Annotated in this window: 21 protein-coding genes, 1 other RNA gene and 2 pseudogenes; 11 read left to right on the top strand and 13 right to left on the bottom strand. The window is 69.0% G+C overall.

What is annotated here, in order from left to right; genetic code table 11:
• Positions 1-106 precede the first annotated feature (106 nt).
• Positions 107-1,516 carry a type I glutamate--ammonia ligase gene (glnA, locus tag MSPGM_RS12010; RefSeq protein ID WP_003600520.1) on the bottom strand — a complete coding sequence of 470 codons (1,410 nt, stop codon included), beginning with the start codon at positions 1,514-1,516 and terminating at the stop codon, positions 107-109.
• A 575-nt stretch (positions 1,517-2,091) separates the two neighbouring features.
• Between glnA and MSPGM_RS12005 the strand changes: the two genes are divergently transcribed.
• The gene (locus tag MSPGM_RS12005) at positions 2,092-3,138 is read left to right on the top strand and encodes a glutamine synthetase beta-grasp domain-containing protein (protein WP_003600521.1); all 1,047 of its coding nucleotides are present in this window, start codon (positions 2,092-2,094) and stop codon (positions 3,136-3,138) included.
• A 240-nt stretch (positions 3,139-3,378) separates the two neighbouring features.
• On the opposite strand, the pseudogene MSPGM_RS12000 reads toward MSPGM_RS12005, so the two are convergent.
• Positions 3,379-4,265, bottom strand: a pseudogene (locus MSPGM_RS12000) (glutaminase).
• A gap of 128 nt (positions 4,266-4,393) precedes the next feature.
• Entirely contained in the window at positions 4,394-4,732 is a 339-nt protein-coding gene (locus MSPGM_RS11995; protein WP_003600526.1) for a P-II family nitrogen regulator, read from the bottom strand.
• On the opposite strand from MSPGM_RS11995, the gene MSPGM_RS11990 reads away from it, so the two are divergent.
• Together MSPGM_RS11990 and MSPGM_RS11985 are read left to right on the top strand one after the other, a co-directional pair.
• Positions 4,710-4,907, top strand: coding sequence for a hypothetical protein (locus tag MSPGM_RS11990; protein WP_131473073.1), 198 nt, complete (start codon positions 4,710-4,712; stop codon positions 4,905-4,907). The genes MSPGM_RS11995 and MSPGM_RS11990 overlap by 23 nt on opposite strands.
• Positions 4,908-4,916: 9 nt before the next feature.
• On the top strand, positions 4,917-6,440 hold the full coding sequence (locus tag MSPGM_RS11985; RefSeq protein ID WP_003600527.1) for a bifunctional ADP-dependent NAD(P)H-hydrate dehydratase/NAD(P)H-hydrate epimerase: 1,524 nt from the start codon (positions 4,917-4,919) through the stop codon (positions 6,438-6,440).
• Positions 6,441-6,450: 10 nt separating this feature from the next.
• On the opposite strand, the gene MSPGM_RS11980 is transcribed toward MSPGM_RS11985, so the two are convergent.
• The 7 genes from MSPGM_RS11980 to gap form a co-directional block, all read right to left on the bottom strand.
• A complete protein-coding gene (locus tag MSPGM_RS11980) occupies positions 6,451-7,854 on the bottom strand; it encodes an amino acid permease (RefSeq protein ID WP_003600529.1) in 1,404 nt (467 codons plus the stop codon).
• 230 nt (positions 7,855-8,084) lie between these two features.
• Complete coding sequence (locus MSPGM_RS11975; RefSeq protein ID WP_012752836.1) at positions 8,085-9,128, bottom strand: tetratricopeptide repeat protein; 1,044 nt, start codon at positions 9,126-9,128, stop codon at positions 8,085-8,087.
• A 101-nt stretch (positions 9,129-9,229) separates the two neighbouring features.
• The gene (locus MSPGM_RS11970) at positions 9,230-9,898 is read right to left on the bottom strand and encodes a thiamine phosphate synthase (protein WP_012752835.1); all 669 of its coding nucleotides are present in this window, start codon (positions 9,896-9,898) and stop codon (positions 9,230-9,232) included.
• Positions 9,899-9,904: 6 nt separating this feature from the next.
• Positions 9,905-10,972, bottom strand: a complete 1,068-nt coding sequence (gene fba / locus MSPGM_RS11965) for a class II fructose-bisphosphate aldolase (RefSeq protein WP_003602914.1) — start codon at positions 10,970-10,972, stop codon at positions 9,905-9,907.
• Between the two features lie 152 nt (positions 10,973-11,124).
• Positions 11,125-12,327, bottom strand: a complete 1,203-nt coding sequence (locus tag MSPGM_RS11960) for a phosphoglycerate kinase (RefSeq protein WP_012752834.1) — start codon at positions 12,325-12,327, stop codon at positions 11,125-11,127.
• A 15-nt stretch (positions 12,328-12,342) separates the two neighbouring features.
• On the bottom strand, positions 12,343-12,849 hold the full coding sequence (locus tag MSPGM_RS11955; RefSeq protein ID WP_003602917.1) for a hypothetical protein: 507 nt from the start codon (positions 12,847-12,849) through the stop codon (positions 12,343-12,345).
• A gap of 194 nt (positions 12,850-13,043) precedes the next feature.
• Entirely contained in the window at positions 13,044-14,051 is a 1,008-nt protein-coding gene (gap, locus tag MSPGM_RS11950; protein ID WP_003602918.1) for a type I glyceraldehyde-3-phosphate dehydrogenase, read from the bottom strand.
• A gap of 462 nt (positions 14,052-14,513) precedes the next feature.
• Between gap and MSPGM_RS11945 the strand changes: the two genes are divergently transcribed.
• The 7 genes from MSPGM_RS11945 to MSPGM_RS11915 all read left to right on the top strand — a co-directional run bounded on the left by MSPGM_RS11945 (position 14,514) and on the right by MSPGM_RS11915 (position 19,125).
• Entirely contained in the window at positions 14,514-14,834 is a 321-nt protein-coding gene (locus tag MSPGM_RS11945) for a DUF4164 family protein (protein WP_003602920.1), read from the top strand.
• 23 nt (positions 14,835-14,857) lie between these two features.
• Positions 14,858-15,229 carry a cell division protein ZapA gene (locus MSPGM_RS11940; RefSeq protein WP_003602923.1) on the top strand — a complete coding sequence of 124 codons (372 nt, stop codon included), beginning with the start codon at positions 14,858-14,860 and terminating at the stop codon, positions 15,227-15,229.
• A 101-nt stretch (positions 15,230-15,330) separates the two neighbouring features.
• Positions 15,331-15,487, top strand: a non-coding RNA gene (ssrS, locus tag MSPGM_RS11935) — 6S RNA.
• Positions 15,477-16,067, top strand: coding sequence for a 5-formyltetrahydrofolate cyclo-ligase (locus MSPGM_RS11930; RefSeq protein WP_003602926.1), 591 nt, complete (start codon positions 15,477-15,479; stop codon positions 16,065-16,067). Before ssrS ends, MSPGM_RS11930 begins: the two co-directional genes overlap by 11 nt.
• A 65-nt stretch (positions 16,068-16,132) precedes the next feature.
• Positions 16,133-16,954 carry a TIGR00282 family metallophosphoesterase gene (locus MSPGM_RS11925; protein WP_003602928.1) on the top strand — a complete coding sequence of 274 codons (822 nt, stop codon included), beginning with the start codon at positions 16,133-16,135 and terminating at the stop codon, positions 16,952-16,954.
• A gap of 161 nt (positions 16,955-17,115) precedes the next feature.
• Positions 17,116-18,111 carry a MotA/TolQ/ExbB proton channel family protein gene (locus MSPGM_RS11920; RefSeq protein ID WP_003602929.1) on the top strand — a complete coding sequence of 332 codons (996 nt, stop codon included), beginning with the start codon at positions 17,116-17,118 and terminating at the stop codon, positions 18,109-18,111.
• Complete coding sequence (locus MSPGM_RS11915) at positions 18,112-19,125, top strand: peptidoglycan -binding protein (protein ID WP_003602930.1); 1,014 nt, start codon at positions 18,112-18,114, stop codon at positions 19,123-19,125. It abuts the gene before it with no gap.
• Positions 19,126-19,164: 39 nt separating this feature from the next.
• Here MSPGM_RS11915 and MSPGM_RS11910 read toward each other — a convergent pair whose 3' ends face one another.
• Positions 19,165-20,172 (bottom strand): D-cysteine desulfhydrase family protein, encoded by a 1,008-nt coding sequence (locus MSPGM_RS11910; protein WP_003602931.1) that lies wholly within the window; start codon positions 20,170-20,172, stop codon positions 19,165-19,167.
• Positions 20,173-20,305: 133 nt separating this feature from the next.
• Positions 20,306-22,161, bottom strand: a pseudogene (locus MSPGM_RS11905) (ABC transporter transmembrane domain-containing protein).
• 296 nt (positions 22,162-22,457) lie between these two features.
• Between MSPGM_RS11905 and rpmE the strand changes: the two are divergent.
• Positions 22,458-22,712: a 50S ribosomal protein L31 gene (gene rpmE / locus MSPGM_RS11900; RefSeq protein ID WP_003602933.1), complete on the top strand. Its 255-nt coding sequence runs from the start codon at positions 22,458-22,460 to the stop codon at positions 22,710-22,712.
• 326 nt (positions 22,713-23,038) lie between these two features.
• Here rpmE and MSPGM_RS11895 read toward each other — a convergent pair whose 3' ends face one another.
• A complete protein-coding gene (locus tag MSPGM_RS11895; protein ID WP_003602934.1) occupies positions 23,039-23,572 on the bottom strand; it encodes a DUF1465 family protein in 534 nt (177 codons plus the stop codon).
• Positions 23,573-23,666: the final 94 nt, after the last annotated feature.

Below are 23,666 nucleotides of genomic sequence, written 5' to 3'. Positions count from 1 at the left end.
TAGTCGTTCCGCCCCGGCTGCCAGCGTCAAGCATTCCCCGAACAAAAAAGGCACCGGAGCCTCGAAGGCTCCGGTGCCCGCTGCACAACGCTACGCGAAAAAGATCTTACAGCGAGTAGTACTGCACGAACTCGATCGGGTGCGGGGTCATCTCGTAGCGCAGCACCTCGGCCATCTTCAGCTCGATGAACGAGTCGATCTGGTCGTCCGAGAACACGCCGCCGGCCTTGAGGAAGGCGCGGTCCTTGTCGAGGTTCTGCAGCGCCTCACGAAGCGAGCCGCAGACGGTCGGGATCTTCTTCAGCTCGCGCGGGGGCAGGTCGTAGAGATCCTTGTCCATCGCCGGGCCCGGATCGATCTTGTTGATGATGCCGTCGAGGCCGGCCATCAGCAGCGCCGAGAAGGCGAGGTAGGGGTTGGCCATCGGATCCGGGAAGCGGACCTCGACGCGCTTGGCCTTCGGGTTCGTCGTCCACGGGATACGGCAGGAGGCCGAGCGGTTGCGGGCCGAATAGGCCAGCAGCACGGGGGCCTCGTAGCCTGGCACCAGACGCTTGTAGGAGTTGGTGGACGGGTTGGTGAAGGCGTTCAGCGCCTTGGCGTGCTTGATGATGCCGCCGATGTACCACAGGCATTCCTGGCTGAGGTCGGCATACTTGTCGCCGGCAAACAGCGGCTTGCCGTCCTTCCAGATCGACTGGTGCACGTGCATGCCCGAGCCGTTGTCGCCGTAGACGGGCTTGGGCATGAAGGTCGCGGACTTGCCGTAGCTCTGCGCAACGTTGTGGATGCAGTACTTATAGATCTGCATGTGGTCGGCGAGCAGGGTCAGCGTGTCGAACTTCATGCCGAGTTCGTGCTGGGCCGACGCCACCTCGTGGTGGTGCTTCTCGACCTTCACGCCCATGGACTGCATCGCAGCCAGCATCTCGCCGCGCATGTCCTGAGCCGAATCCTGCGGCGGGACGGGGAAGTAGCCGCCCTTGGTCTGCACCCGGTGGCCGAGGTTGCCGCCCTCGTAATCGGTGAAGCCGTTGGTCGGCAGCTCGGTCGAGTCGAGCTGGAAGCCGGTATGGTAGGGGTCGGCGCCGAACTTCACGTCGTCGAACACGAAGAACTCGGCCTCGGGGCCGACAAAGATCGTGTCGCCGATGCCGGTGGAGCGCAGATACGCCTCGGCGAGCTTGGCGGTCGAGCGCGGATCGCGGGCATAGGGCTCGCCAGTCGAGGGCTCGAGCACGTCGCAGACGATCGACATGGTGGAGGCCGAGAAGAACGGATCCATGCAGGCCGTGACCGGATCGGGCATCAGCAGCATGTCGGATTCGTTGATCGCCTTCCAACCAGCGATCGACGAGCCGTCGAACATGGTGCCGTCCTGGAACATCTCCTCGTCGATCAGGGAGACGTCGAAGGTCACGTGCTGCCACTTGCCGCGCGGGTCGGTGAAGCGGAAGTCGACGTACTTGACGTCATTGTCCTTGATGGCCTTCAGCACATCGGCGGCCGTATTCATGCTGTGCGTCTCCTCGGCAAATTCTGGAAGCGGGGCGGCGAACCATCGGCCGGGTCCGGGCGCGGCCCGAGCCGGTCCGTTCCTGGGGCGCGATGGGCTGATCGGGAAAGCGGCATGTCTCGACGGGGCGGCTTCACGCCCGCGGCGTCGCTCCTGATCCGGGTCCGGCCCCCTCTCGCGTCCCCGGCCGGTCTCGCCGGCCGCGCGGACGATATCGTCCGCGCTTCGCCGTTGCCACCCGTCGGCAGGCAAAAAATCCACGCAATCGCGGGACGTTCGGACGGTTTCGTCTGCAAGACCGGCCCTTGGGCGGTCATATTTGCCGCATAGGCCACCGCATCGCGACTAAGGCGACTGGCACGCGACATGCTTAGGCGGAAACCGGAGCGTCCACCCGCACAGTGGGCGTTCGGGGGTCGGGCTGGCGCCCTGCTCGCCGGTGGATCGGCGTCTCGGATGCGGCGGGGAAGTCACCCGCCGGACGCTGCGATCCAACGGCCGGGCAGGTTCTCAACGACGCCGGTTCCGCAAAGGTTTCGTCAGGACACGGATCCTCAAGGTACGAGAGACTGGGAATGACCAAGTTTAAGCTCGAGTACATCTGGCTCGACGGCTACACGCCCACACCGAACCTGCGCGGCAAGACGCAGATCAAAGAGTACGACAGCTTCCCGACCTTCGAGCAGCTCCCGCTCTGGGGCTTCGACGGCAGCTCGACGCAGCAGGCCGAGGGCTCCTCCTCCGACTGCGTGCTGAAGCCCGTGCGCCACTTCCCCGACCCGGCCCGCACCAACGGCGTGCTCGTGCTGTGCGAAGTGATGATGCCGGATGGCAAGACCCCGCACCCGTCGAACAAGCGCGCGACCGTGCTCGACGATGCCGGCGCGTGGTTCGGCTTCGAGCAGGAGTACTTCCTCTACAAGAACGGCCGCCCGCTCGGCTTCCCCGAGACCGGCTACCCCGCTCCGCAGGGTCCGTACTATTGCGGCGTCGGCGCCTCGAATGTCGGCCCCGTGGCCCGCAAGATCGTCGAGGAGCATCTCGACCTCTGCCTCGCCGCCGGCATCAACCACGAGGGCATCAACGCTGAAGTGGCCAAGGGCCAGTGGGAATTCCAGATCTTCGGCAAGGGCTCCAAGAAGGCCGCCGACGAGATGTGGATGGCGCGCTACCTGCTCCAGCGCCTGTGCGAGACCTACGAGATCGACATCGAGTACCATTGCAAGCCGCTCGGCGACACCGACTGGAACGGCTCGGGCATGCACTGCAACTTCTCGACGACGTTCATGCGCGAGACCGGCGGCAAGGAGTATTTCGAGGCGGTGATGGCCAGCTTCGAAAAGAACCTCGACGACCACATCGCCGTCTACGGCCCCGACAACCACATGCGCCTGACCGGCAAGCACGAGACGGCACCGTGGAACAAGTTCTCCTACGGCGTGGCCGACCGCGGCGCCTCGGTGCGCGTGCCCCACTCCTTCGTCAACAACGGCTACAAGGGCTACCTTGAGGATCGCCGCCCGAACTCCATGGGCGACCCCTACCAGATCGCCTCGCAGGTTCTGAAGACGATCTCCGAGGTTCCGCTCCCGGGCGAAGCCGCGCAGAAGGCCGTCGCGTAAGACTTTCGAGGCCGACAATAGCGTCTGAAACAGGCCGCCTCCGTCGAAAGACGGGGGCGGTTTTTGTTTGGCTCATCCCGGCCTCGCCCTCATCCTGAGGTGCCGCAGCGAGGCGGAGGCCTCGAAGGATCCTCCGGTAGCCCTGCGATCCCTGGAGGACCCTTCGAGGGCCGCTAACGCGGCCACCTCAGGATGAGGGCAAGGATGCGGGGATCAGGGCGCTAGGGCGGCCGGCGCGCCTCACACCCCAAAAATCGACCAGCCCGTGCGTTTCACCAGCATCTCCAGGGCGATACGCCCGAGATGGGAATTGCCGGCCGCGTCCAGTCCCGGCGACCAGACGCAGATCGAGGCCTTGCCCGGCGCAACGGCCAAGATACCGCCGCCGACGCCGCTCTTGCCCGGCAGGCCGACGCGGTAGGCAAAATCGCCCGAGCCGTCATAGTGGCCACAGGTCAGCATGATCGCGTTGATGCGCCGCGCCCGCTCAGCCGAGATCACCGAGTGCCCGGCCAGCGGATGGTGCCCGGAATAGGCCAGGAACAGCCCGGCGGTGGCGAGCTGGCGGCAGGTCATCGCGATGGCGCAGTGATGGAAGTAGACGCCCAGCGTGTAATCGACCGGATTCTCGATCACGTCGAAGGAGCGCATGTAGTTGGCGAGCGCCGCGTTGCGGAAGCCAGTGCGCTTCTCGGAGGCCGCCACGCGCTCGTCGATCGTGATGCTGTCGTCCTGCGCCACGAACTGCATGAAGCGCAGGATCTCGCCCAACGCCTCCCGCGGCTGATGACCCGACAGGATCAGGTCGGTGACGGCGATGGCGCCGGCATTGATGAAGGGATTGCGCGGAATGCCGTGTTCCCGCTCCAACTGCACGATGGAGTTGAACGGGCTGCCCGAGGGCTCGCGGCCGACCCGGCGCCAGAGCCGGTCGCCGACCATGCCGAGGGCCAGCGTCAGGGTGAAGACCTTGGAGATGCTCTGTATCGAGAAGGGGGTGTCGGCATCCCCCCGGCCGCGACCCGCCCGTCTCCGTCGATCACGACCAGGCCGAAGCCTTGAGCGTCGACGCGGGCCAGTTCGGGGATGTAGCTCGCCACCGCGCCGCGATCGGGCCGGGCCCGCATCTCCGCGGCGATGTCTTTGACGATACTGTCGAGATCGGGCACGGCGTCGCTCGGCTACGGCGCTTCACGGCAAGCGCGGACGCGGCCGGCCCTTCACGAAGCGGGCCAGGATAGCGGGGCCGACTGGATCAGATCGCGTCGGTGCCGGTCTCGCCGGTGCGGATGCGGATGGCTTCCTCGATCGTCGAGACGAAGATCTTGCCGTCACCGATGCGGCCGGTCTGGGCCGATTTGCGGATCGCTTCCACGGCACCCTCGACCAGGGCGTCCGAGAGTACGATCTCCAGCTTCACCTTCGGAAGGAAGTCCACGACGTATTCGGCGCCGCGGTAGAGTTCGGTATGGCCCTTCTGCCGGCCGAAGCCCTTCGCCTCGATCACGGTGATGCCCTGGAGACCGACCTCTTGGAGGGCTTCCTTCACCTCGTCGAGCTTGAACGGCTTGATGATCGCCTCGATCTTCTTCATCCGGAAAAGCCTGATCCGCCTAGTCCCTCAGTCAGCCATTTATGTACCATCGCCGCCGCGTGACCGCCACGGCGATTTGGATGACGGGGCCGGGAAGTTGCGCACCGAATATGCAAACAAAGCGGAATATGTAGGCAATTCCGCCAAAAACGATGAATTTAAAGGCATAGGCTGAGCCAGTTGCATGCATGAGCCGGTGAAATCCCCCCAAGCCTCGCATCGGCTGCTCACCGTTGAGGCGATGCGCCGGGTCGATGCCGCGGCGATCGCCGGTGGTACGCCGGGCCTGACGCTGATGGAGGCGGCGGGCGCCGCCGTCGCCGCGCGTGCCCGCGCTATGGTGCCGGAGCGTGGCCAAGTGCTCGTGCTGTGCGGCCCCGGCAACAATGGCGGCGACGGGTTCGTGGCCGCCCGCCTGCTGAATGAGGCCAGCTACCACGTCGATCTGCGGCTGCTCGGCGAGCGCGCCGCGCTCAAGGGCGATGCCGCCCTCGCCGCCCAGGCCTGGACCGGCCCGATGGGTGCCGTAGAGACCGCGATTCCGGCGGCCGACCTCATCATTGATGCCGTGTTCGGCGCCGGTCTCTGCCGCGATCTGGAAGGGGCAGCCCGTGCCCTCGTGGAAGCGGTGAACCGATCGGGCATCCCCGTCCTGGCCGTGGATGTGCCGAGCGGCATCGACGGCGATAGCGGCGCGGTGCGCGGGCTCGCGGTGGAGGCAACCGAGACGGTGACCTTCGTCGCGCTGAAGCCCGGCCACCTGCTCCAGCCCGGCCGGACCCATTGCAGCGCACTGCATGTCGCCGATATCGGCACGGGCGAGGCCGCTTTCGCCGCCGGGATCGCCGGAGAGACCCGCGCGCTGTATCGCAACGCGCCCGGCCTGTGGGCGCTGCCGCGGCTCACCGCCGATAGCCACAAATACACCCGCGGCCATGCCCTGGTGCTGTCGGGCCCCGCCTATCGCACCGGTGCGGCCCGGCTCGCCGCCCGCGGGGCGCTGCGGGTCGGCGCGGGGCTCGTCACGATGGCCTCACCCGCCTCGGCGCTGGCAGAGAACGCCGCCCAGCTCACTGCGATCATGCTGCGCCCGTGCGAGAATGCCGACGACCTCGACGACATGCTTGCCGACGAGCGGCTGAACGCGCTGCTGCTCGGCCCCGGCCTCGGGACCGGCCCGGCGACCTGCGACCTCGTCGCGGTGGCCGCCAATGCCGGGCGCGCCCTGGTGCTCGACGCCGACGCGCTCACGAGCTTCCGCAGCGAAGTGCGCACCCTCGCCCGCCACATCCGCGACGGCGAGGCGCGGGCCGTTCTCACGCCGCACGAGGGCGAGTTCGCGCGGCTGTTCTCCGGCACGGAGGCCGTGGCGGAGGGGCTGACGAAGGTCGAGCGGGCCGCGCGGGCGGCGGAGATCGCCGGGGCGGTCGTGGTGCTGAAGGGCGCCGACACGGTGATCGCGGCCCCGGACGGACGCGCAGCGATCAACGACCACGGCACGCCGCATCTCGGCACCGCCGGCTCCGGCGACGTGCTCGGCGGCCTCGTCGCCGGGTTGCTGGCGCAGGGCCTAGACCCGTTCGAGGCCGCCTGCGCCGCCGTGTGGCTGCACGGCGATGCGGGCCTGCGCTTCGGGCCTGGGCTGATCTCCGAGGATCTGCCGGAGATGATCCCGGCGGTTCTGCGCGACCTCGCCGATCGCGCCTGACCCGCTCCCGCTATGCGGCTGCGACCGAAGCGTTCTTCCGGCCATAAAGCGCGTAGAACACCAACCCGAGGACGTTCCAGACGGCGAACCAGAGTTGGGTCTTCGCGGGCAGGCTGAAGAACAGATACCCGCAGCCCAAAATCGTGATCGCCCCGATGAGCCACGGGGCCGGCGCCCGGAAGGTGCGGGGAGCATCCGGCGCGCGGGCGCGCATCACCAGCATGCAGGCCGCGACCGCAATGAACGCTGCCAGGGTCCCGGCATTGGCGAGTGCGGCGAGTTCCGCCAGCGGGACGAGCCCGGCGAGCACGGTCACCACGGCCGCCGTGAAGAGGGTGATCCGAACCGGCGTTCCGGCGGAGGAGAGTTTCGCCAAGCTCTGCGGCAGCATCCCGTCGCGGGCCATGGTGAAGAAGATCCGGCTCTGGCCGTAGAAGAAGGCGAGGATGACGGTGGGCAACGCGATCACCGCCGAGGCCGCGAGATACTGCGCCACCAGCGGCCGGCCGAGTTCGCGCAGGATCAGCGCCAGCGGCTCCGGACTGTCGGCAAAGCGCGTGTAGGACACGGCCCCCACCGCGGTGACCGCGACCGCGACGTAGATCACGACGCAGGCCGCCATCGATCCGACGATGCCGATGATCAGGTCGCGCCCTGGGTTGCGCGTCTCCTCCGCCGCCGTGGCGATGGCGTCGAAGCCGTAGAAGGCGAAGAAGATGATCGCCGCCGCCGCCATGATGCCGCGCTCGACCCCGTCGGCGCCCAGGCTCTTCACGAAGCCGAACGGGTTGAACGGTTCGAGATGGGCCGCGTCGAAGGCGGGCAGCGCGAAGACCACGAAGACGATCAGCGCGGCGATCTTCACCAGCACCAGCGCCGCGTTGACCGTGGCGCTCTCCCGCGTGCCGCGCAGGAGCAGCACGGCGACGACGACGATGATCGCGACCGCGGGGAGGTTGACGATCCCGCCCGCATCCGGCCCCTGCATCAGCGCCCTGGGGAACCCGAACAGGTTCTCCAGCAGCGGCGCGGCGTAGCCGGACCAGCCGACCGCCACCGCGCTGACGACGAGCGAGTATTCGAGGATCAGGCTCCAGCCGATGATCCAGGCGAGGATCTCGCCGAGCACGACGTAGCTGTAGGTGTAGGCGCTGCCCGAGACCGGGATCATCGTCGCCATTTCGGCATAGGCGAGCGCTGCGCAGGCGCAGATTGCGCCGGCAATGGCGAAGGACAGGATCACGGCGGGCCCGGCCTTGGCCGCCCCGACGCCGATGAGCGTGAGGATGCCGGTTCCGACGATCGCGCCGACACCGAGGGCCATGAGATGCGGCCAGCCGAGCGTTCGTGCCAGCCGACGCTCTTCACCGGGCTCCAGTTGCAAGGGCTTGCGGCGAAGAAGGCTGGACGTCATTCGGGCTCCTGTCACGCGGTTGTCCGAGACCATAGGGCAGCGTGACCGTCGCACCCTCGCGCAAGCGTCGCCGAATGCGCCAGCCCTCGACCCGGCTTCCTCGTTTCAAACGCGCCGACAGTTCCACAATTGTTGCGGGCATCGCCCCGAAAGGTGGTTGCCGGCTTATCGGGCGATGCCGGCGCGACGCCTAACAGCCTCGTTCCGGATCCGATCTCTGGGACGAAGCCTTAGGGCGCGAGGCTCACCCGGTCCGCCGCCAGCGCCTCGGCGCGCTTGCGCTCGTCGGGGTTGAGGCCGGCGGTCGCTTGATCGAGGCCGGCATCGGCGCGGCCCTGCGAGGCTGCGGTGAGGTTCCAGGCCGCCGCCTCGACCAGGTTCTTGGGCACGCCGCGGCCGGCGACGTAGAGCTTGGCGATCCGGTTCTGGGCGATGGCGTTGCCGCGCTGGGCCGCGTGCAGGAAGTAGCGGGCGGCGCGGGTCTCGTCCTTGGGAACGCCGTCGCCGTTGAACAGCCGGATCGCGAACTCGACCTCGGCGCCGAGATCGCCGTTGTCGGCGGCACGGCGAAACCATTGCGCGGCCTGGGTCGTGTCCTTGGCGACGCCCTTGCCCTGGAGGTAGAGCACGCCCAGCGCGTATTGCGCGGCGGGGATCTCGGCCTCGGCCGCAGCCCGGAAATTGGCCAGGGCCGCAGCCAGATCCGCCGGTTTGTCGCTCGCGAGCTGGATCAGCGCGAGATTGTAGCAGGCGCTGGGCTGTCCCTTGCGGGCCGCCTGTTCGAGCCAGGTCCGGCCGGCCTTCTCGTCCTTGGGCTGCCCGCGCCCGTCCATCGCCATCAGGCCGAGGGAGGCCATGGCGTTGGGATCGTTCTGCACGGCCGCCAGCCGGTACCATTCGTGGGCGCGTTTGGGATCCGGCTTGACCCCGAGTCCCTGGTTGTAGAGTTCGCCGAGCAGCGTCATCGCCGCGGCGTCCTTCGGATTCGCCTCGATCCGCTTGGTCGCCTCGCGGAAGGCGGTGACGTAGCGACCGCGCTGATAGGCCCCGTAGGCGGCATCCGCATTCGGGTTCGCCGTCGTGGGCTGGGCCCCCTGGACGTTGGCCGAGTAGGGCGAGGGCAGCTCACGCTTGAGGTCGAACAGGTTCGGCTTGGCCGGCGTCTGCGCGACAGGCTCCTTCGGCGCGGGCTGCTTCGGGGCCGCGTGCACAGCGCCGATGTCGAGCGCGAGAACGGCGCAGGCGCCCAGGACCGCGAGGGACAGGGTCCCCATTCGGCGTGCGGCTTTCCCCCTGCGCCCACGCGCCCTTCCCTCCCCCCACGGAGGGAAGAGGGCATTGAAGGTCACCGCCACGGTCCAGTCTTCAGAAGAAATCATCGTGCCCGGTCGAGCTGCGCCTGTGCGGCCCTGACCCCTTCGGGATCGTCGAGCCACAGGGCGCTTTCCAGCCCGACGAATTCGGAACCGGTCAGGACGAGCGCCGCGACATCCTCGGCGGAGGTCGCCACCGCGATGCAGGGCGTCTCGAAGATCTCGGCCCACCACGCCGCGCGCTCGCGCACCTCCTCGGCATCGGGGGCGACGCCGTCGGGGAAGAGGCCGCCGACCATCAGGTAATCGACGCCGGTCTCGCCCGCGACCATCGCCGCGTTGCGCGAGCCGAGCACGCCGCCCGTCCCGAGGATGCGCCCGTCCCGCAAGCGCCCGCGAAGATCGCGCAACGCCTCTTCGTCCGCGCGGTCGAGATGCACCCCATCGGCCCCGCCGCGGGCCGCGACGGAGACGATGTCGCCGGTAAAGCCCGGCACGGAGACGAGCACCGCCGCGCCGCGCTCCTGCGCCGGGGGGGCCAGCCGCTTGACGAGGGCGACGAGGCTGCGCTCGTCGGACGCCGCCAGCCGCAGGATCACCGCCGCGACGTCCCCCGCAGCGCAGGCGGCATCGAGCGCCCGCGCGGTCGCCTCGGCCTCGGACGCGCCGAGACCATAGGGGGTGAGGAGGGCGAGGCGGGGCCGGGGCGCGGCCGACTCTGATTCAGCCATGACGGATCAGGCGTCGATCTTCGGGTCGAGCGAGCCGTTGGCGTAGCGCTTCGCCATCTCGGCCACCGAGATCGGGCGGATCTTCGAGCCCTGACCGGCGGTGTTGAACTCCTCGAAGCGCTGGCGACAGAGCTTGGTCATCGCCTCCATGGCGGGCTTTAGGTACTTGCGCGGATCGAACTCGGAGGGGTTTTCGGTCAGCACCTTACGGATCTGGCCGGTCATCGCCATACGGTTGTCGGTGTCGATGTTGATCTTGCGCACGCCGTGCTTGATGCCGCGCTGGATCTCCTCCACCGGCACGCCCCAGGTCGGCTTCATCTCGCCGCCGTACTGGTTGATGATGTCCTGAAGGTCCTGCGGCACCGAGGAGGAGCCATGCATGACGAGGTGGGTCGTCGGCAGGCGGCGGTGGATCTCCTCGATCACGCCCATGGCGAGCACGTCGCCGTCGGGCTTGCGCGTGAACTTGTAGGCACCGTGGCTGGTGCCCATGGCCACCGCCAGCGCGTCGACCTTGGTGGCGGTCACGAACTTCACCGCCTCGTCCGGATCGGTCAGGAGCTGGTCGTGGGAGAGCACGCCTTCCGCGCCGTGGCCGTCCTCGGCCTCGCCCTGGCCGCTCTCCAGCGAGCCGAGCACGCCGAGTTCGCCCTCGACCGAGACGCCGGCCCAGTGGGCCATCTTGGTGACATTGCGGGTGATCTCGACGTTGTAATTGTAGTCCGCCGGGGTCTTGCCGTCGGCCTTGAGCGAACCGTCCATCATCACCGAGGTGAAGCCGTACTGGATGGCGGTGGCGCAGGTGGCTTCGTTGTTGCCGTGGTCGAGATGCATGCAGACGGGAATGTGCGGGTAGATCTCGACCAGGCCGTCGATGAGCTTGGCCAGCACCACGTCGTTGGCATAGGCGCGGGCACCCCGGCTCGCCTGGAGGATCACCGGCGAGTCGGTGGCATCCGCCGCCGCCATGATGGCGAGCCCCTGCTCCATGTTGTTCAGGTTGAACGCGGGCACGCCGTAGCCGTACTCGGCGGCGTGATCGAGGAGCTGCCGAAGGGTGATGCGTGCCATGGTTCGATCCTCGTGCGATGCGGCCTCAGCCGGGCCTGTCCCTTGCTGCGGCCTATATAGGTGAGCCGGTGCCGCCAGCCTGCGGCCCGGCGCTGAAAAATGCGCGCGTTTGTCGCCACTGCCGCCCGCGTTGCGGTGCGGCCGATCCGGCCTCAGCCCTGCGCGCGCAGCGCCTCGACGCCGGGCAGTTCCTTGCCCTCCAGCCATTCGAGGAAGGCGCCGCCCGCGGTGGAGACGTAGGAGAAGTCCTCGCCCACGCCCGCATGGTTGAGGGCCGCCACCGTGTCGCCGCCGCCGGCCACGCTGACGAGCTGGCCCGCCTTCGTACGCCGGGCGGCATGCTGGGCGACCGCGACCGTGCCGGTGTCGAACGGCGTCAGCTCGAAGGCGCCGAGCGGGCCATTCCAGACCAGCGTCCGCGCCTCCTCGATGGCGCCGTCGATCGTGGCGATCGAGGAGGCGCCGACATCGAGGATCATCGCGTCGGAGGGCACGGCATCGACCGGAACGGTCTCGTTCTCGGCATTGGCCTTGAACTCGCGGGCCACCAGCGCATCGACCGGCAGGATGATGGTGCAGTTCTTCTCCTTGGCCGCGGCGAGGATGCGCTTGGCGGTCTCGGCGAGATCCTTCTCACAGAGCGACTTGCCGACATCCTTGCCCTGCGCGTGCAGGAAGGTGTTGGCCATGCCGCCGCCGATCACCAGCATGTCGACCTTGGCGACGAGGTTTTCGAGCAGGTCGATCTTGGTCGAGACCTTGGCGCCGCCGACGATGGCGATGACCGGGCGGGCCGGAGCCTCGAGCCCCTTGGTCAGGGCATCGAGTTCCGCCTGCATCAGGCGGCCGGCATAGGCGGGCAGCAGGCGGGCGAGCGCTTCGGTCGAGGCGTGCGCACGGTGGGCGGCAGAGAACGCCTCGTTGACGTAGATGTCGCCATTGGCAGCCAGCGCCTTGGCGAAGTCGGGATCGTTCTTCTCCTCGCCCGCGTGGTAGCGGGTGTTTTCGAGGAGCAGCACGTCGCCGTCCTTGAGCGCCGCGACGGCTGAAGCGGCGGCCTCGCCGACGCAATCCTCGCCGAACGCCACCGGCCGCCCGAGCTTGTCCGACAAGGTCGAGAGGATGGGCTTGAGCGAATCCTTCGGGTCCGGCTTGCCCTTGGGGCGGCCGAAATGCGCCAGCAGGATCACCCGCCCGCCCGCATCGGCGATCTCGCGGATCGTCGGCACGACGCGCTCGATCCGGGTCGCGTCGGTGACGCGTCCGCCCTCCATCGGCACGTTGAGATCGACGCGCAGCAGCACGCGCTTGCCCTGGAGCGGGCCGGCATCGTCGAGGGTGCGGAAATCCGTCATGGCGGCGTCTGTTTTCTACGGGTTGGAGGCAGAAGGATTGGCGGGCGTCGTCTGGCTCTGGCCGCCGAGGCTGTGCGGCAGCATCCGGTCGAGGTTCATCCGCTGCACGGCGACCATCAGCGCGACGGTGAGCACGGCGGTGATGATGGCGGTGAGAACGAGGGCGCCGGTGCCGGGCAGGCGGCTGACCCGGTCGGACAGGGTGCGGACCTCGCTGCGCAGCGACGAGAGGTCGACCTGCCGGGCGGCGTCGTTCATCCGGGCCGAGGCCGACTCGACCTTTTCCTCGACGCGCGAGAGCAGCGCCTCGGAGCGGGCGTACTTGTCCTCGATGCGCGCGGTCTTGTCCTCGATGCGGGCGAGCTGGTCGGCGTGGTTGACGGCGCCGGAGGCGGGCAGCGCAGCCTTGCCGGTGCTCGGCGCCGCGACTGCGGGCGTCACGGCGGCGGGCGGCGCGGAGGAGGAAGCGGGAGCGGGGATGAAGTCGGTCCCGGAAGGCTTGGCCGGCGAGGTCTCGGTCATCGCGTACGCACCTTGAAGCTTCGGCGAGCCGGGCTCGCCTGAGTGTCTCTCACGAAACGCCCGCTTCACCGTCACGGCAGACGAGAGGCGGTCAGTCGGCGGGAGTTACGTGAGGGACTCTATGGGAACTCGAAGACAATCGGGGGCGGCCGGCCCGAACGGCTGGCCGCCCCTCGTCAGGCGTAGCTAGCGCGTCAGATCAGCTTGGCCATGGCCACGGCGGTGTCGGCCATGCGGTTCGAGAAGCCCCACTCGTTGTCGTACCAGGACAGGATGCGCACGAAGGTGCCGTCCATGACCTTGGTCTGGTCGAGGTGGAAGGTGGACGAGTGCGGATCGTGGTTGAAGTCGATCGACACGTTCGGCCGGTCGGTGACGCCGAGCACACCCTTGAGCGGGCCGGCGGCGGCCGACTTGATCGCGTCGTTGATCTCCTGGACCGAGGTCGCGCGCTTGGCCGTGAACACGAGATCGACCGCCGAGACGTTCGGGGTCGGCACGCGGATCGCGGTGCCGTCGAGCTTGCCCTTCAGCTCGGGCAGGACGAGGCCGACGGCCTTGGCCGCACCCGTCGAGGTCGGGATCATCGAGAGCGCCGCGGCGCGCGCCCGATAGAGATCCTTGTGCATCTGGTCGAGCGAGGGCTGGTCGTTGGTGTAGGAGTGGATCGTGGTCATGAAACCGCGCTCGATCCCCACCGTGTCGTTCAGCACCTGTGCCACCGGCGCGAGGCAGTTCGTGGTGCAAGAGGCGTTGGACACGACGAGGTGCTCGCCCGTGAGCTTGTCGTGGTTCACGCCGTAGACGACCGTGAGGTCGGCGCCGTCGGCGGGCGCCGAGACGAGCACGCGCTTGGCGCCGGCGTCGAGATGGGCCTTCGCCTTGTCCCTCGAGGTGAAGATGCCGGTGCATTCCAGCGCGATGTCGACACCGAGCTCGCGGTGCGGCAGCTCGGCCGGGTTGCGCACGGCGGTGACGCGGATGCGCTTGCCGTTGATGACGATGTCGTCACCCTCGACCGCGACCTCGGCCGGGAAGCGGCCATGCACGGAATCGTAGCGCAGCAGGTGGGCGTTGGTCTCGACCGGGCCGAGATCGTTGATCGCGACGACCTCGATATCGGTGCGGCCGGCTTCGACGATGGCGCGCAGCACGTTACGGCCGATGCGCCCGAACCCGTTGATGGCAACCTTGACGGTCACGGCGTGACTCCTTCGAAATGGGGCGCACCCGCGCGCCGATGGAACAACGGTCGGGCCAGCCGGCGGCTTTCGCACGCGGTGCCCGATGAAGGTGAGACCGCTCCAAGCGGGGCGGGACTGAACGGGGGATGAACCGTGAGGCGGCCCGCAGACGTCCGGTCGGCGGACGGTCTGATCGGGGAGCCGGAGAAAGTCACGGTCTTGAGAATCCGTAGGGCGGCCCCGCGCCGGGGGATCGGGGCCGGGCGCGGGCTCTCTAACATGGCGCCCGAGGCTGTCAAAGATCGGGGGCAAGCCTGTGAATTGTCTGGAATTTCGAATGCGCTTGGCTGAAACCTGTCCGCAGCGAGGGTTCGGAGTACCGCGAAAGTCCTTCCGCCGTCGGCCGTTTGCGTTCTGGCCGTCGCGGCGTGGGACGCGTTTCGTGGCCGACTCCGATGGGACGGGAACCGACGGGTAGATATGGCGCGAGCGGATACGAAGGCAGCGCAGGGCAGAAGGCAGGACGGCGTCGGGCTGGAAGAGGCGCTGCACCGGCTCGACACGGCGCTGGCGCTGCTCGAGACGGCGGTGGCCCGCAAGCTCGAAGCCGAGCGCAGCCGCGGCGACCGGGAGACGGAATTCGCCCTGCTGGAGGAGGACCGGGTACGGCTCGCCGCCGAACTCGATGCGGCGGGTGCGCGGCTCGCCCGGATGAATTCCACCACCGGCGAGGTCAACCGCCGCCTCGATCGCGCCATCGAGACGGTGGAAGACGTGCTGTCCGGCCCGTCCGGGCGCTGAGTTCGAGTCAGGTTCAAACGCGGATGCCGCACGTCAACGTCACCATCGCGGGCAAGAGCTACCGGATGGCCTGCGGCCCCGGCGAGGAAGACCATCTCGCGGCTTTGGCCAAGAGCTTCGACGACCGTGTCACCGAGATGCGCGGCACCTTCGGCGAGATCGGCGACATGCGCCTGCACGTCATGGCCTCGCTGACCCTGGCCGACGAGTTGCTCGAAGCGCGCCGCCGCATCGCCGACCTGGAGCAGCACGCGGCCCAGGGTGCGGCCGATCAGGCGCGGCTTGCGAGCGGTGTCGGCATCGCCGCCGAGCGGATCGACCGGCTCGCCCGCGCACTGTCGGGCCAGCCAAGTGGCGCCCCGGGCGGCAAGGGTGAGGCCGAGCGCGGCGGCTGACCCGTCCAACGTCGGTCGGATCGTCGCGCCGGCTTCGAATTTCTGAGGCATGACGCGATCGCCCCCTGGCGCCGGGACGCGAGCGCGTCTATCTCTGGCAGGCGGGGCTGCAGAGTTCGTCAGGAGAACTTTCCCCGGGGCCTTATCGACTCCCCAGGGAGCTGTCACTGGCCTCGTCCGTGGACTTGGCCAACACGGCGCCCACCTACACTGTAGGTTTCCCGGGATCGACACTCCAACGGCTCAAGTGGCTCCGCACTCTTCTCCCGAACGCTCCCTGAAGGCGAGCCTCCGCGCCGAGGCACTCAGCCGCCGCGACGCGCTCTCGCCCGAGGCCCGCAAGGCCGGCTCGCTGCGCGCCGCCGAGACCATCGCGGCCATTCCCGAGCTCGCCGAGGCGCCGCTGGTCGGCGCCTTCTGGCCGATCCGCTCCGAGATCGACCCGCGCCCGCTGATCGAGCGCCTGTTCGCCCGTGGCCAGCGGGTCGCGCTGCCGAAGGTCACCAAGCAAGGCCTGGTCTTCCGCGAATGGCGCGCGGGCGAGGAACTGGTGAGCGGCGGCTTCGGCCTCAGCGAGCCCCGCGACGACCTTCCCCCGCTCGACCCCACCGCCCTGATCGTGCCGCTCGCCGCCTTCGACCGCGCGGGCCAGCGCATCGGCTACGGCGCAGGCTATTACGATCAGGCGATCGAGCGGCTCTCGAAGAACGGGCCGGTGCTGACCGTCGGCATCGCCTTCTCCGTACAGGAGATCGCGCGCGTCCCGGCCGAGCCACATGACCGCCCGCTCGACCATCTCGTGACCGAGACCGGTCCCGTGCCGCTCCGGCAAAGCTAGACCTTTCATTTGACTCGCATCGGCTCTTTCGAGACGCCGGCGACCACCTTTCGGGCCGATGCTGCATGCGCATCCTCTTCCTCGGCGACATTGTCGGACGCCCCGGCCGCCACGCCGTCACCGAACGTCTGCCGTCCTTACGCGAGCGCTGGCGTCTCGATTGCGTCGTCATCAACGGTGAGAACGCGGCCGGCGGTTTCGGCATCACCGAGTCGATCTGCGACGAGATCCTTCAGGCCGGCGCCGACGCGGTGACCCTCGGCAACCACTCGTTCGACCAGCGCGAGGCGCTCGTCTTCATCGCCCGCCAGCCGCGTCTGATCCGCCCGGCGAACTACCCGCCGGGCACTCCGGGCCGGGGTGCGGCCGTGATCGAGACGCCCCGTGGGGCGCGCGTCCTCGTCGTCAACGTGATGGGCCGGATCTACCTCGATCCGCTCGACGACCCCTTCGCCGCGGCCGACCGGGAACTCGACGCCTGCCCGCTCGGCGCAGCGGCGGATGCGGTGATCGTCGACATGCACGCCGAGGCCACCAGCGAGAAGCAGGCCATGGGGCATTTCCTCGACGGCCGCGCCACCCTTGTGGTCGGCACCCACACCCATGCGCCGACCGCCGATCACCGCATCTTGCCCAACGGCACCGCCTACCTGTCGGATGCCGGGATGTGCGGCGACTACGATTCCGTGCTCGGTATGCAGAAGGACGAGCCCGTGCGCCGCTTCCTTCAGAAGACGCCGGGCTCACGGCTCGAGGCAGCGACCGGCGAGGGCACCTTGTGCGGCATCGCGGTCGAGACCGACGACGCGACGGGGCTGGCCCGGCGGGTCTGGGCCGTGCGCCTCGGACCGCATCTGGAAGAGACCTGGCCGCGCGAGTGGGATTGAGGCCGCTCGCGTCGCGGCCCCGGGCCGGCCACGCTCGAATGCTCGTTGAACGATACGGCACCGCGACTTGATCGCGGCAGGCCGAGCCGCCACAGTGCCGCCGGTTTCGACACAGCGGTGCCGCCGGTCCCGGCGTCAGGCCCAACACGAGTATGGACCCGATGGCGGCCCGTTCCGCGTCCCTCGACACGCCTCCCCTCGCCAAGCCCGGCATGACGCTGGTGCGGATGCTGGTGTTCCTGGCGCTCGCGGGCTTCCTTGCCTTCGTCCTCTACAAGCAGATCACCCCGGCCTTCCTCGCCAATCCAGGCCTGAACGGGCTGATCCTCGGCGTGCTGCTGATCGCGGTGCTGCTCGCCTTCGGGCAGGTAACGCGGCTGTTTCGCGAGGTGCGCTACGTCAACGCGGTCGCCGCGGGGCAGACCCCGAAGGACCGGCCGGCCCTGCTCGCACCGCTGCTGCCCGCCATCGCGGCGCGGCGCGATGGGATGACGCTGTCGAGCACCCGCGCGCATCTCGACACCACCGCGGTGCGGCTCGACGAGGGCCGCGAGATCCTGCGCTACATCGCCGGCATCCTGATCCTGCTCGGCCTGCTCGGCACCTTCTGGGGCCTGATCGAGACGCTTTCGGCAGTGGGTTCGGTGATCGGCGGCATGCGCGGCGGCGGCGATGCGGCGGTGATGTTCGATGAACTCAAGAGCGGGCTCGCGGTGCCGCTCTCGGGCATCGGCCTCGCCTTCTCCGCCTCGCTGTTCGGCCTCGCCTCCTCTTTGATCGTCGGCTTCCTCGACCTTCAGACGGGTCAGGCCCATTCGCGTTTCCACAACGAGCTGGAGGATTGGCTCGTCTCCGGCGAGGAGCAGGCGCTCGCCACGACCACCGTCGCGGCGCGCCCGGCGCCGGAGCACGACCCCGCCATCGCCCGCGAGCTGCAGGCCGCGGTGGACCGCCTGAGCGGCGTCATCGCCGAGGGCGCCGGGGGCCGGGGCGCGACCCAGGCCATGACCAACCTCGCCGAGGGCATCCAGGGGCTCGTGCAGCACATGCGCGCCGAGCAGCAGATGATCCGCGACTGGGTCGAGGCCCAGGCGGCCCGCGAGCGGGAGCTGAAGCAGGTGCTCGAACGGCTGGCGCGCGAGAAGGTCGGCTCCTAAATGGCCTCCGCCCGTGCCCGCTCGCAGCGCAGCCTGAACGTCTGGCCGGGCTATGTCGACGCGCTCGCGACACTCCTGCTGGCCGTCGTCTTCCTGCTCACCGTCTTCGTGGTGGGGCAGTTCTTCCTCTCGCAGGAGTTGACCGGGCGTGACGCGGTCCTGACCCGCCTCAACCGGCAGATCGCCGACCTCACCGACCTGCTGGCGCTGGAGCGCTCCAGCCGCCGCGCCCAGGAAGAGGCGGCCTCCGGCCTGCGCAACACCCTGACCGCCACGGAAGCCGAGCGCGACCGGCTCCGGGCGCTCACCGATGCCAGCGAGGCGGCCCAGGGCAAGAGCGCCGATGTCGATGCCCAGCTCGCGGCCGAGCGCGGCGCGACGCAGCGGGCCCAGAATCAGGTCGAGCTTCTGAACGAGCAGATCCGCGCCCTGCGCCGACAGCTCGCGGCGCTCGAAGACGCGCTGGCGGCCTCCGAATCCCGCGACCGGGAAAGCCAAGCCCGCATCGCCGAACTCGGCAGCCGCCTCAACGTGGCGCTCGCCCAGCGGGTGCAGGAACTCGCCCGCTACCGCTCCGACTTCTTCGGGCGGCTGCGTCAGGTCATCGGCAGCCGCACCGATGTCCGCATCGTCGGCGACCGGTTCGTGCTGCAATCCGAGGTTCTGTTCGCGGCGGGCTCCGCCGCGCTGAAGCCCGAGGCCGGGCCGGAACTGGATCGGATCGCCGGGGCGATCCTCGACATCGCGCGGGAGATCCCCGCCGACATCCCCTGGGTGCTGCGGGTGGACGGTCACACCGACGCGCGCCCGATCCAGTCGGCGCAATTCCCCTCGAACTGGGCGCTGTCGGCGTCGCGCGCCATCGCGGTGGTGCAGTATCTGCGGAGCAAGGGCCTCCCGCCGCAGCGCCTCCTGGCCGGCGCCTTCGGCGAGTTCCAGCCGCTCGATTCGGGGACGAGCGAGGAGGCCTATTCCCGAAATCGCCGGATCGAGATGAAGCTGACGGAGCGGTGACATCTCTTCCCCTCCCCCTGCGGGAGAGGGGTCAGGGGGCTAAAATTCGCTCCGATAGGCGAACAGCCCCGGCACGCCGCCGGTCATCACGAACAGCACCGCCGCGCCGCGCTCGTACCGGCCGGCGCGCACGTCGTGGAGCAGCCCGGCGAACGCTTTGCCGCTGTAGACGGGGTCGAGCAGTAGCCCTTCGGTCCGCGCCATCAGACGCACCGCCTCGCGCATGCCCTCGGTCGGGATGCCGTAGCCCGGCCCGCGATGGGCGCCGTCCACGAGAATGGCGTCATCGGCGAGCGTCTGGCTGCCATCGATCAGCGCGAGGGTGTCGCGGGCCCTGGCCAGCGTCGCGGCCGCCGCCTCGGGCTCGGGGGCGAGCACCGTGTAGGATTGGGCCAGATGCGGATCGCGGCCGGCGGCGGCGAGGCCGGCGGCGAGCCCCGCATGGGTGCCGGAGCTGCCGTTCGGCACGACGATGCGCGCGAAGGCGAGGCCGAGATTGGCCGCCTGCTCCAGGATCTCGGCGGCGCAGGCCGCGTAGCCGAGACAGCCGAGCGGGCTCGACCCGCCGGAGGGGAAGACGTGGACGCGCCGCCCCTCAGCCCTCAACTCCTCCGCCCGCGCCTCGGCCTGCGCCAGCGAATCCGCCTCGCCCGGCAGCAGGTGCACATGGGCGCCGAACAGATCCTGCAACAGCCGGTTGCCGTTGGCTGTGTAGTCGGCGTCCTCCCGCGGGACGCTGCGGGTGAGGAACAGTTCGCAGGCGAGCCCCATCCGCGCGGCGGAGGCGGCGGTGAGCCGGGCGTGGTTCGATTGCAGCGCACCGACGGTGATCACCGTGTCGGCCCGCTCTGCCAGCGCCTGACCGAGCAGGAATTCGAGCTTGCGCAGCTTGTTGCCGCCCAAACCCACCGGGCCGATGTCGTCGCGCTTCACGAACAGGCGGACGCCGTTCAGCTCGGGCCCGAGATGAGTCGAAAGACGGTCAAGGGAGCGGATCGGCGTCGGCCCGTCGGTGAGCGCGACACGGGGGAAGCGGGTGAGAACCATCGATCGCCTTCGTGTGCGTCAGAGCATCGTCCCGAAAGGTCGCCGCCGGCTTTCAGAAAAAGACGATGCGAAAACAAAACGCGAGAGCATCCCGTTGATCCGAAAGCCGGAAACCGCCTTTCGGGAGGATGCTCTATTCCGCGGCGTGTTTCGGGCGCGGGTCGCGCGCCCGGGCGCTGTCATCGAAGCTGTCGGCGAATTGCAGGCTCGCGAGCTGCGCGTAGAGGGCGCCGCGGGCGAGCAGGCTTTCGTGCGTGCCCTCCTCGACGATCTTTCCGCCGTCGAAGACGAGGATGCGGTCGGCCGCGCGGATGGTCGCGAGCCGGTGGGCGATCACCAGCGTGGTGCGGCCCTGCATCAGCCGGTCGAGGGCGTTCTGCACCGCGCGCTCGCTCTCGGCATCGAGCGCCGAGGTCGCCTCGTCGAGGAGAAGGACCGGCGCATCCTTCAGGATGGCGCGGGCGATGGCGATGCGCTGGCGCTGCCCGCCCGAGAGCGTGGTGCCGCGCTCGCCGAGCATTGTTGCGTAGCCCTGCGGCAGGGCGCGGACGAAGCCATCGGCGTTGGCGAGACGCGCCGCCTCCTCGACCTCCGCCTCGCTGGCGCCGGGGCGCCCGTAGCGGATGTTCTCCAGAACCGTGCCAGAGAACACCACCGGGTCCTGCGGCACCAGGGAGAGGCGGGCGCGCAGGGCGTCGAGATCGGCCTGCGGCAGCGGCACGCCGTCGATCGTCACGCGCCCCTCGTCGGGGTCGTAGAAGCGCAGCAGCAATTGCAGCACCGTGGTCTTGCCGGCCCCCGAGGGGCCGACGAGGGCGATGCGCTCGCCGGGCGCCGCCGTGAAGGAGATGCCGTCCAGCGCCGCGTGTTCGGGCCGGGTCGGGTAGCGGAACCGCACCGCCTCGAACGCGACCGCGCCGCGGGCCGGGCTCGGCAGCGCGACCGGGTGCTCGGGGACTTGATCGCCGGCTCGGCGGCCAGGATCTCGCCGAGTCGCTCGGCGGCACCCGCGGCCTGGGCGAGTTCGCCGTAGACCTCGGAGAGTTGCCCGAGGGCGCTGGCGCCGAACACGGCGTAGAGCACGAATTGCGAGAGCTGGCCCGCGCTGGTAGTGCCCGCGAGCACACCCTTGGCGCCGTACCACATCACGCCGACGACCGACGCGGAGATCAGGAAGATCGCCACGCCGGTGAGCAGGGCGCGGGCCGTGATCGAGACGCGCGCCGCCCGGTAGGCGTTCTCCGAGGCTTGCGCGAAGCGCTCGGCGGTGGCGCGGCCCATGCCGAAGGCTTGCATGGTGCGGACCGCTCCGACCGCTTCCGCCGCGTAGGCCGAGGCGTCGGCGAGCCGGTCCTGTGCCGCCCGCGAGCGCCGCCGCACGCCGCGGCCCGACAGGATCAGCGGAAACACGATGAGTGGAATCGCGGCGAGCACCAGGATCGACAGGCCGGGGCTCGTCCAGACCATCATCACCACGGCGCCGACGAACAGGAACAGGTTGCGCAGCAGGATCGAGATCGAGACCCCGAACACCGCCTTGACCTGCGTGGCATCCGCCGTGAGCCGCGAGACGATCTCGCCTGATTGCGACTTGTCGAAGAAGGTCGGGTCGAGGCTCGTCAGGCGCGCGAACACGGCCGAGCGCAGATCCGCGACGACGCGCTCGCCCAGCGTCACCACCGAATAGTAGCGGCCCGCACTCGACACCGCGAGCACCGCCACCACCACGAGCAGCGCCAGGAAGTAGGAATTGATGAGGGCCTGCCCCTCCGGCGAGAAGCCGTGGTCGATCACCCGGCGAATCGCGATCGGCACGACGAGCGTCGCGCCCGACGCCGCGATCAACGAAATCAGCGCCGCGAGGATGCGGCCCCGGTAGCGGCTGGCGAAGGGAATCAGCGGCTTGAGAGCTCCGAGCGGCGCCCGCCCCCGGAGAGCCGCCTGCGGATCGTCTCCTGCGCCGGACGACGCATCACGCTTGCGGGCCATCATTCCTCGACATCGTTTCGTCCCGTTCCGTGCCGTTTCTGTCGTGTCGTCTTTGTCTGGAACCATCGCATACGCAGCGACCGCCCGGATTTCCAGTTCGTGCCGGACGAGCTGGCGGATCGCGGCCGATATCCCTGCCATCGTTTTGCGGAAAACCGCCGATGCGCCCGCGCTCTCTTGTTCCTCGTCCGAGGCTGAGGTATAGGCGCGCCTTCATCGGAATGCGCGCGATGTTTTGCCCCTGGCTCCTCCCCTGAGTGGCGGGGCTGGTCGGCGTGCTACCTCAGGAATTCGTCATGGCAAAGAACGAGGCCGGCAAGGCCAAGGGGACCGAGCACCCCGACTACCACTTCATCAAGGTCGTGATGACCGATGGCTCCGACTACAAGACCCGCTCGACCTACGGCAAGGAAGGCGACGTCCTCAACCTGGACATCGACCCGTCCACGCACCCGGCCTGGACCGGCGGCGAGCAGAAGATGCTCGATCGCGGCGGGCGCGTCTCGCGCTTCAACTCGCGCTTCGGCGGCCTCGGCTTCGGCAAGAAGTGATTGTTGGATTTGGGCGCGAGCCCGAATCGACCAGACGGCGCCGCTCGCGGCGCCGTTTTCGTTTGTGCGGATGATCTAACGGCAAGGACCGCTCGGGCGGCAGGCTGAACCGCATCGGCACAATCGGGCAACGACGGGCGGCCGTCGGCCTGCGCCCCTGTGGCCAGCCGAACGGCAAAACGGTTCGGCCAAATCGATTCGGCTGAGGCAATCCGGGCCGGGGCGTCAGCCCGCGGGACCGACACCGGGCGCGTCAAGCGCGCATGCTGCACGCGCTCCGGATCCAGCCCGGAATGCGGGCCGGATCGGGGCAAGGATAGCCGAAATCACTCTCCGCCGAACGCGGCGCGCAGACGGCCGAACTGGGCGGTCACCGGGCTTTCCCGCGGCACCGGGGCGGGACGATCCTCGCTGATGAGCGCGTCGAGGTGGAGGATGCGCGAGTGAAGCCGGCGCGAACGGCGCACGAGATCCTGAAGCCGCAGCGGCAGGGTGGTGAAGGCATCGCCGGCCTCGGGCAGGGCGCGCTCCGGCTCCGCGAGCTTGACGCGGGTCTTCTCCTCCTGCGCCTGAACCAGCGAGATCTCACCCTCGGAGACGGCGCGCTGCACCAGCAGCCATGAGGCGATCTGCATCAGCCGGGTCGTGAGGCGCATGCTCTCGCTGGCATAGGCGAGCGTGGCATCGCGGGAGATCAGCCGCGATTCGGAGCGCCCTTCCCCGTCGAGATAGGCCGCCGTCTCCTCGACCAGCAGCATGCCCTCGCGGAACAGGGTCTTGAAGCCTTCCGAGGTCACGTAGGACTGGCCGAAGCTCACCCACTCGCGATCGTCCCGGAACGTCACGTCGAACTCGGTCATCCTGCCTCCTGTACCGCCAGCGAACCATCTGCCCCGGATCGGGACGATGCCGGTGCGAATGCGGCCAGTGGGGCAAGTGTAGCGCCGAACGCGA

The sequence above is a fragment of the Methylorubrum sp. GM97 genome (assembly GCF_024347855.1).
Taxonomy (GTDB): domain Bacteria; phylum Pseudomonadota; class Alphaproteobacteria; order Rhizobiales; family Beijerinckiaceae; genus Methylobacterium; species Methylobacterium extorquens.
The sequence above is the reverse complement of the archived record's forward strand: the minus strand, read 5'-3'. Positions and strand labels throughout refer to the sequence as shown.

Coding starts and splice junctions, on each gene's coding strand:
- MSPGM_RS11940 (WP_003602923.1), top strand. CDS start 14,858: ATGCCGCACGTCAACGTCACCATCGCGGGCAAGAGCTACCGGATGGCC.
- MSPGM_RS11985 (WP_003600527.1), top strand. CDS start 4,917: ATGCATGAGCCGGTGAAATCCCCCCAAGCCTCGCATCGGCTGCTCACC.
- MSPGM_RS11910 (WP_003602931.1), bottom strand. CDS start 20,172: ATGGTTCTCACCCGCTTCCCCCGTGTCGCGCTCACCGACGGGCCGACG.
- MSPGM_RS11945 (WP_003602920.1), top strand. CDS start 14,514: ATGGCGCGAGCGGATACGAAGGCAGCGCAGGGCAGAAGGCAGGACGGC.
- MSPGM_RS11990 (WP_131473073.1), top strand. CDS start 4,710: ATGATCGCCTCGATCTTCTTCATCCGGAAAAGCCTGATCCGCCTAGTC.
- MSPGM_RS11925 (WP_003602928.1), top strand. CDS start 16,133: ATGCGCATCCTCTTCCTCGGCGACATTGTCGGACGCCCCGGCCGCCAC.
- MSPGM_RS11980 (WP_003600529.1), bottom strand. CDS start 7,854: ATGACGTCCAGCCTTCTTCGCCGCAAGCCCTTGCAACTGGAGCCCGGT.
- MSPGM_RS11960 (WP_012752834.1), bottom strand. CDS start 12,327: ATGACGGATTTCCGCACCCTCGACGATGCCGGCCCGCTCCAGGGCAAG.
- MSPGM_RS11920 (WP_003602929.1), top strand. CDS start 17,116: ATGGCGGCCCGTTCCGCGTCCCTCGACACGCCTCCCCTCGCCAAGCCC.
- fba (WP_003602914.1), bottom strand. CDS start 10,972: ATGGCACGCATCACCCTTCGGCAGCTCCTCGATCACGCCGCCGAGTAC.
- rpmE (WP_003602933.1), top strand. CDS start 22,458: ATGGCAAAGAACGAGGCCGGCAAGGCCAAGGGGACCGAGCACCCCGAC.
- MSPGM_RS12005 (WP_003600521.1), top strand. CDS start 2,092: ATGACCAAGTTTAAGCTCGAGTACATCTGGCTCGACGGCTACACGCCC.
- MSPGM_RS11895 (WP_003602934.1), bottom strand. CDS start 23,572: ATGACCGAGTTCGACGTGACGTTCCGGGACGATCGCGAGTGGGTGAGC.
- MSPGM_RS11915 (WP_003602930.1), top strand. CDS start 18,112: ATGGCCTCCGCCCGTGCCCGCTCGCAGCGCAGCCTGAACGTCTGGCCG.
- MSPGM_RS11955 (WP_003602917.1), bottom strand. CDS start 12,849: ATGACCGAGACCTCGCCGGCCAAGCCTTCCGGGACCGACTTCATCCCC.
- MSPGM_RS11970 (WP_012752835.1), bottom strand. CDS start 9,898: ATGGCTGAATCAGAGTCGGCCGCGCCCCGGCCCCGCCTCGCCCTCCTC.
- MSPGM_RS11995 (WP_003600526.1), bottom strand. CDS start 4,732: ATGAAGAAGATCGAGGCGATCATCAAGCCGTTCAAGCTCGACGAGGTG.
- glnA (WP_003600520.1), bottom strand. CDS start 1,516: ATGAATACGGCCGCCGATGTGCTGAAGGCCATCAAGGACAATGACGTC.
- MSPGM_RS11975 (WP_012752836.1), bottom strand. CDS start 9,128: ATGGGGACCCTGTCCCTCGCGGTCCTGGGCGCCTGCGCCGTTCTCGCG.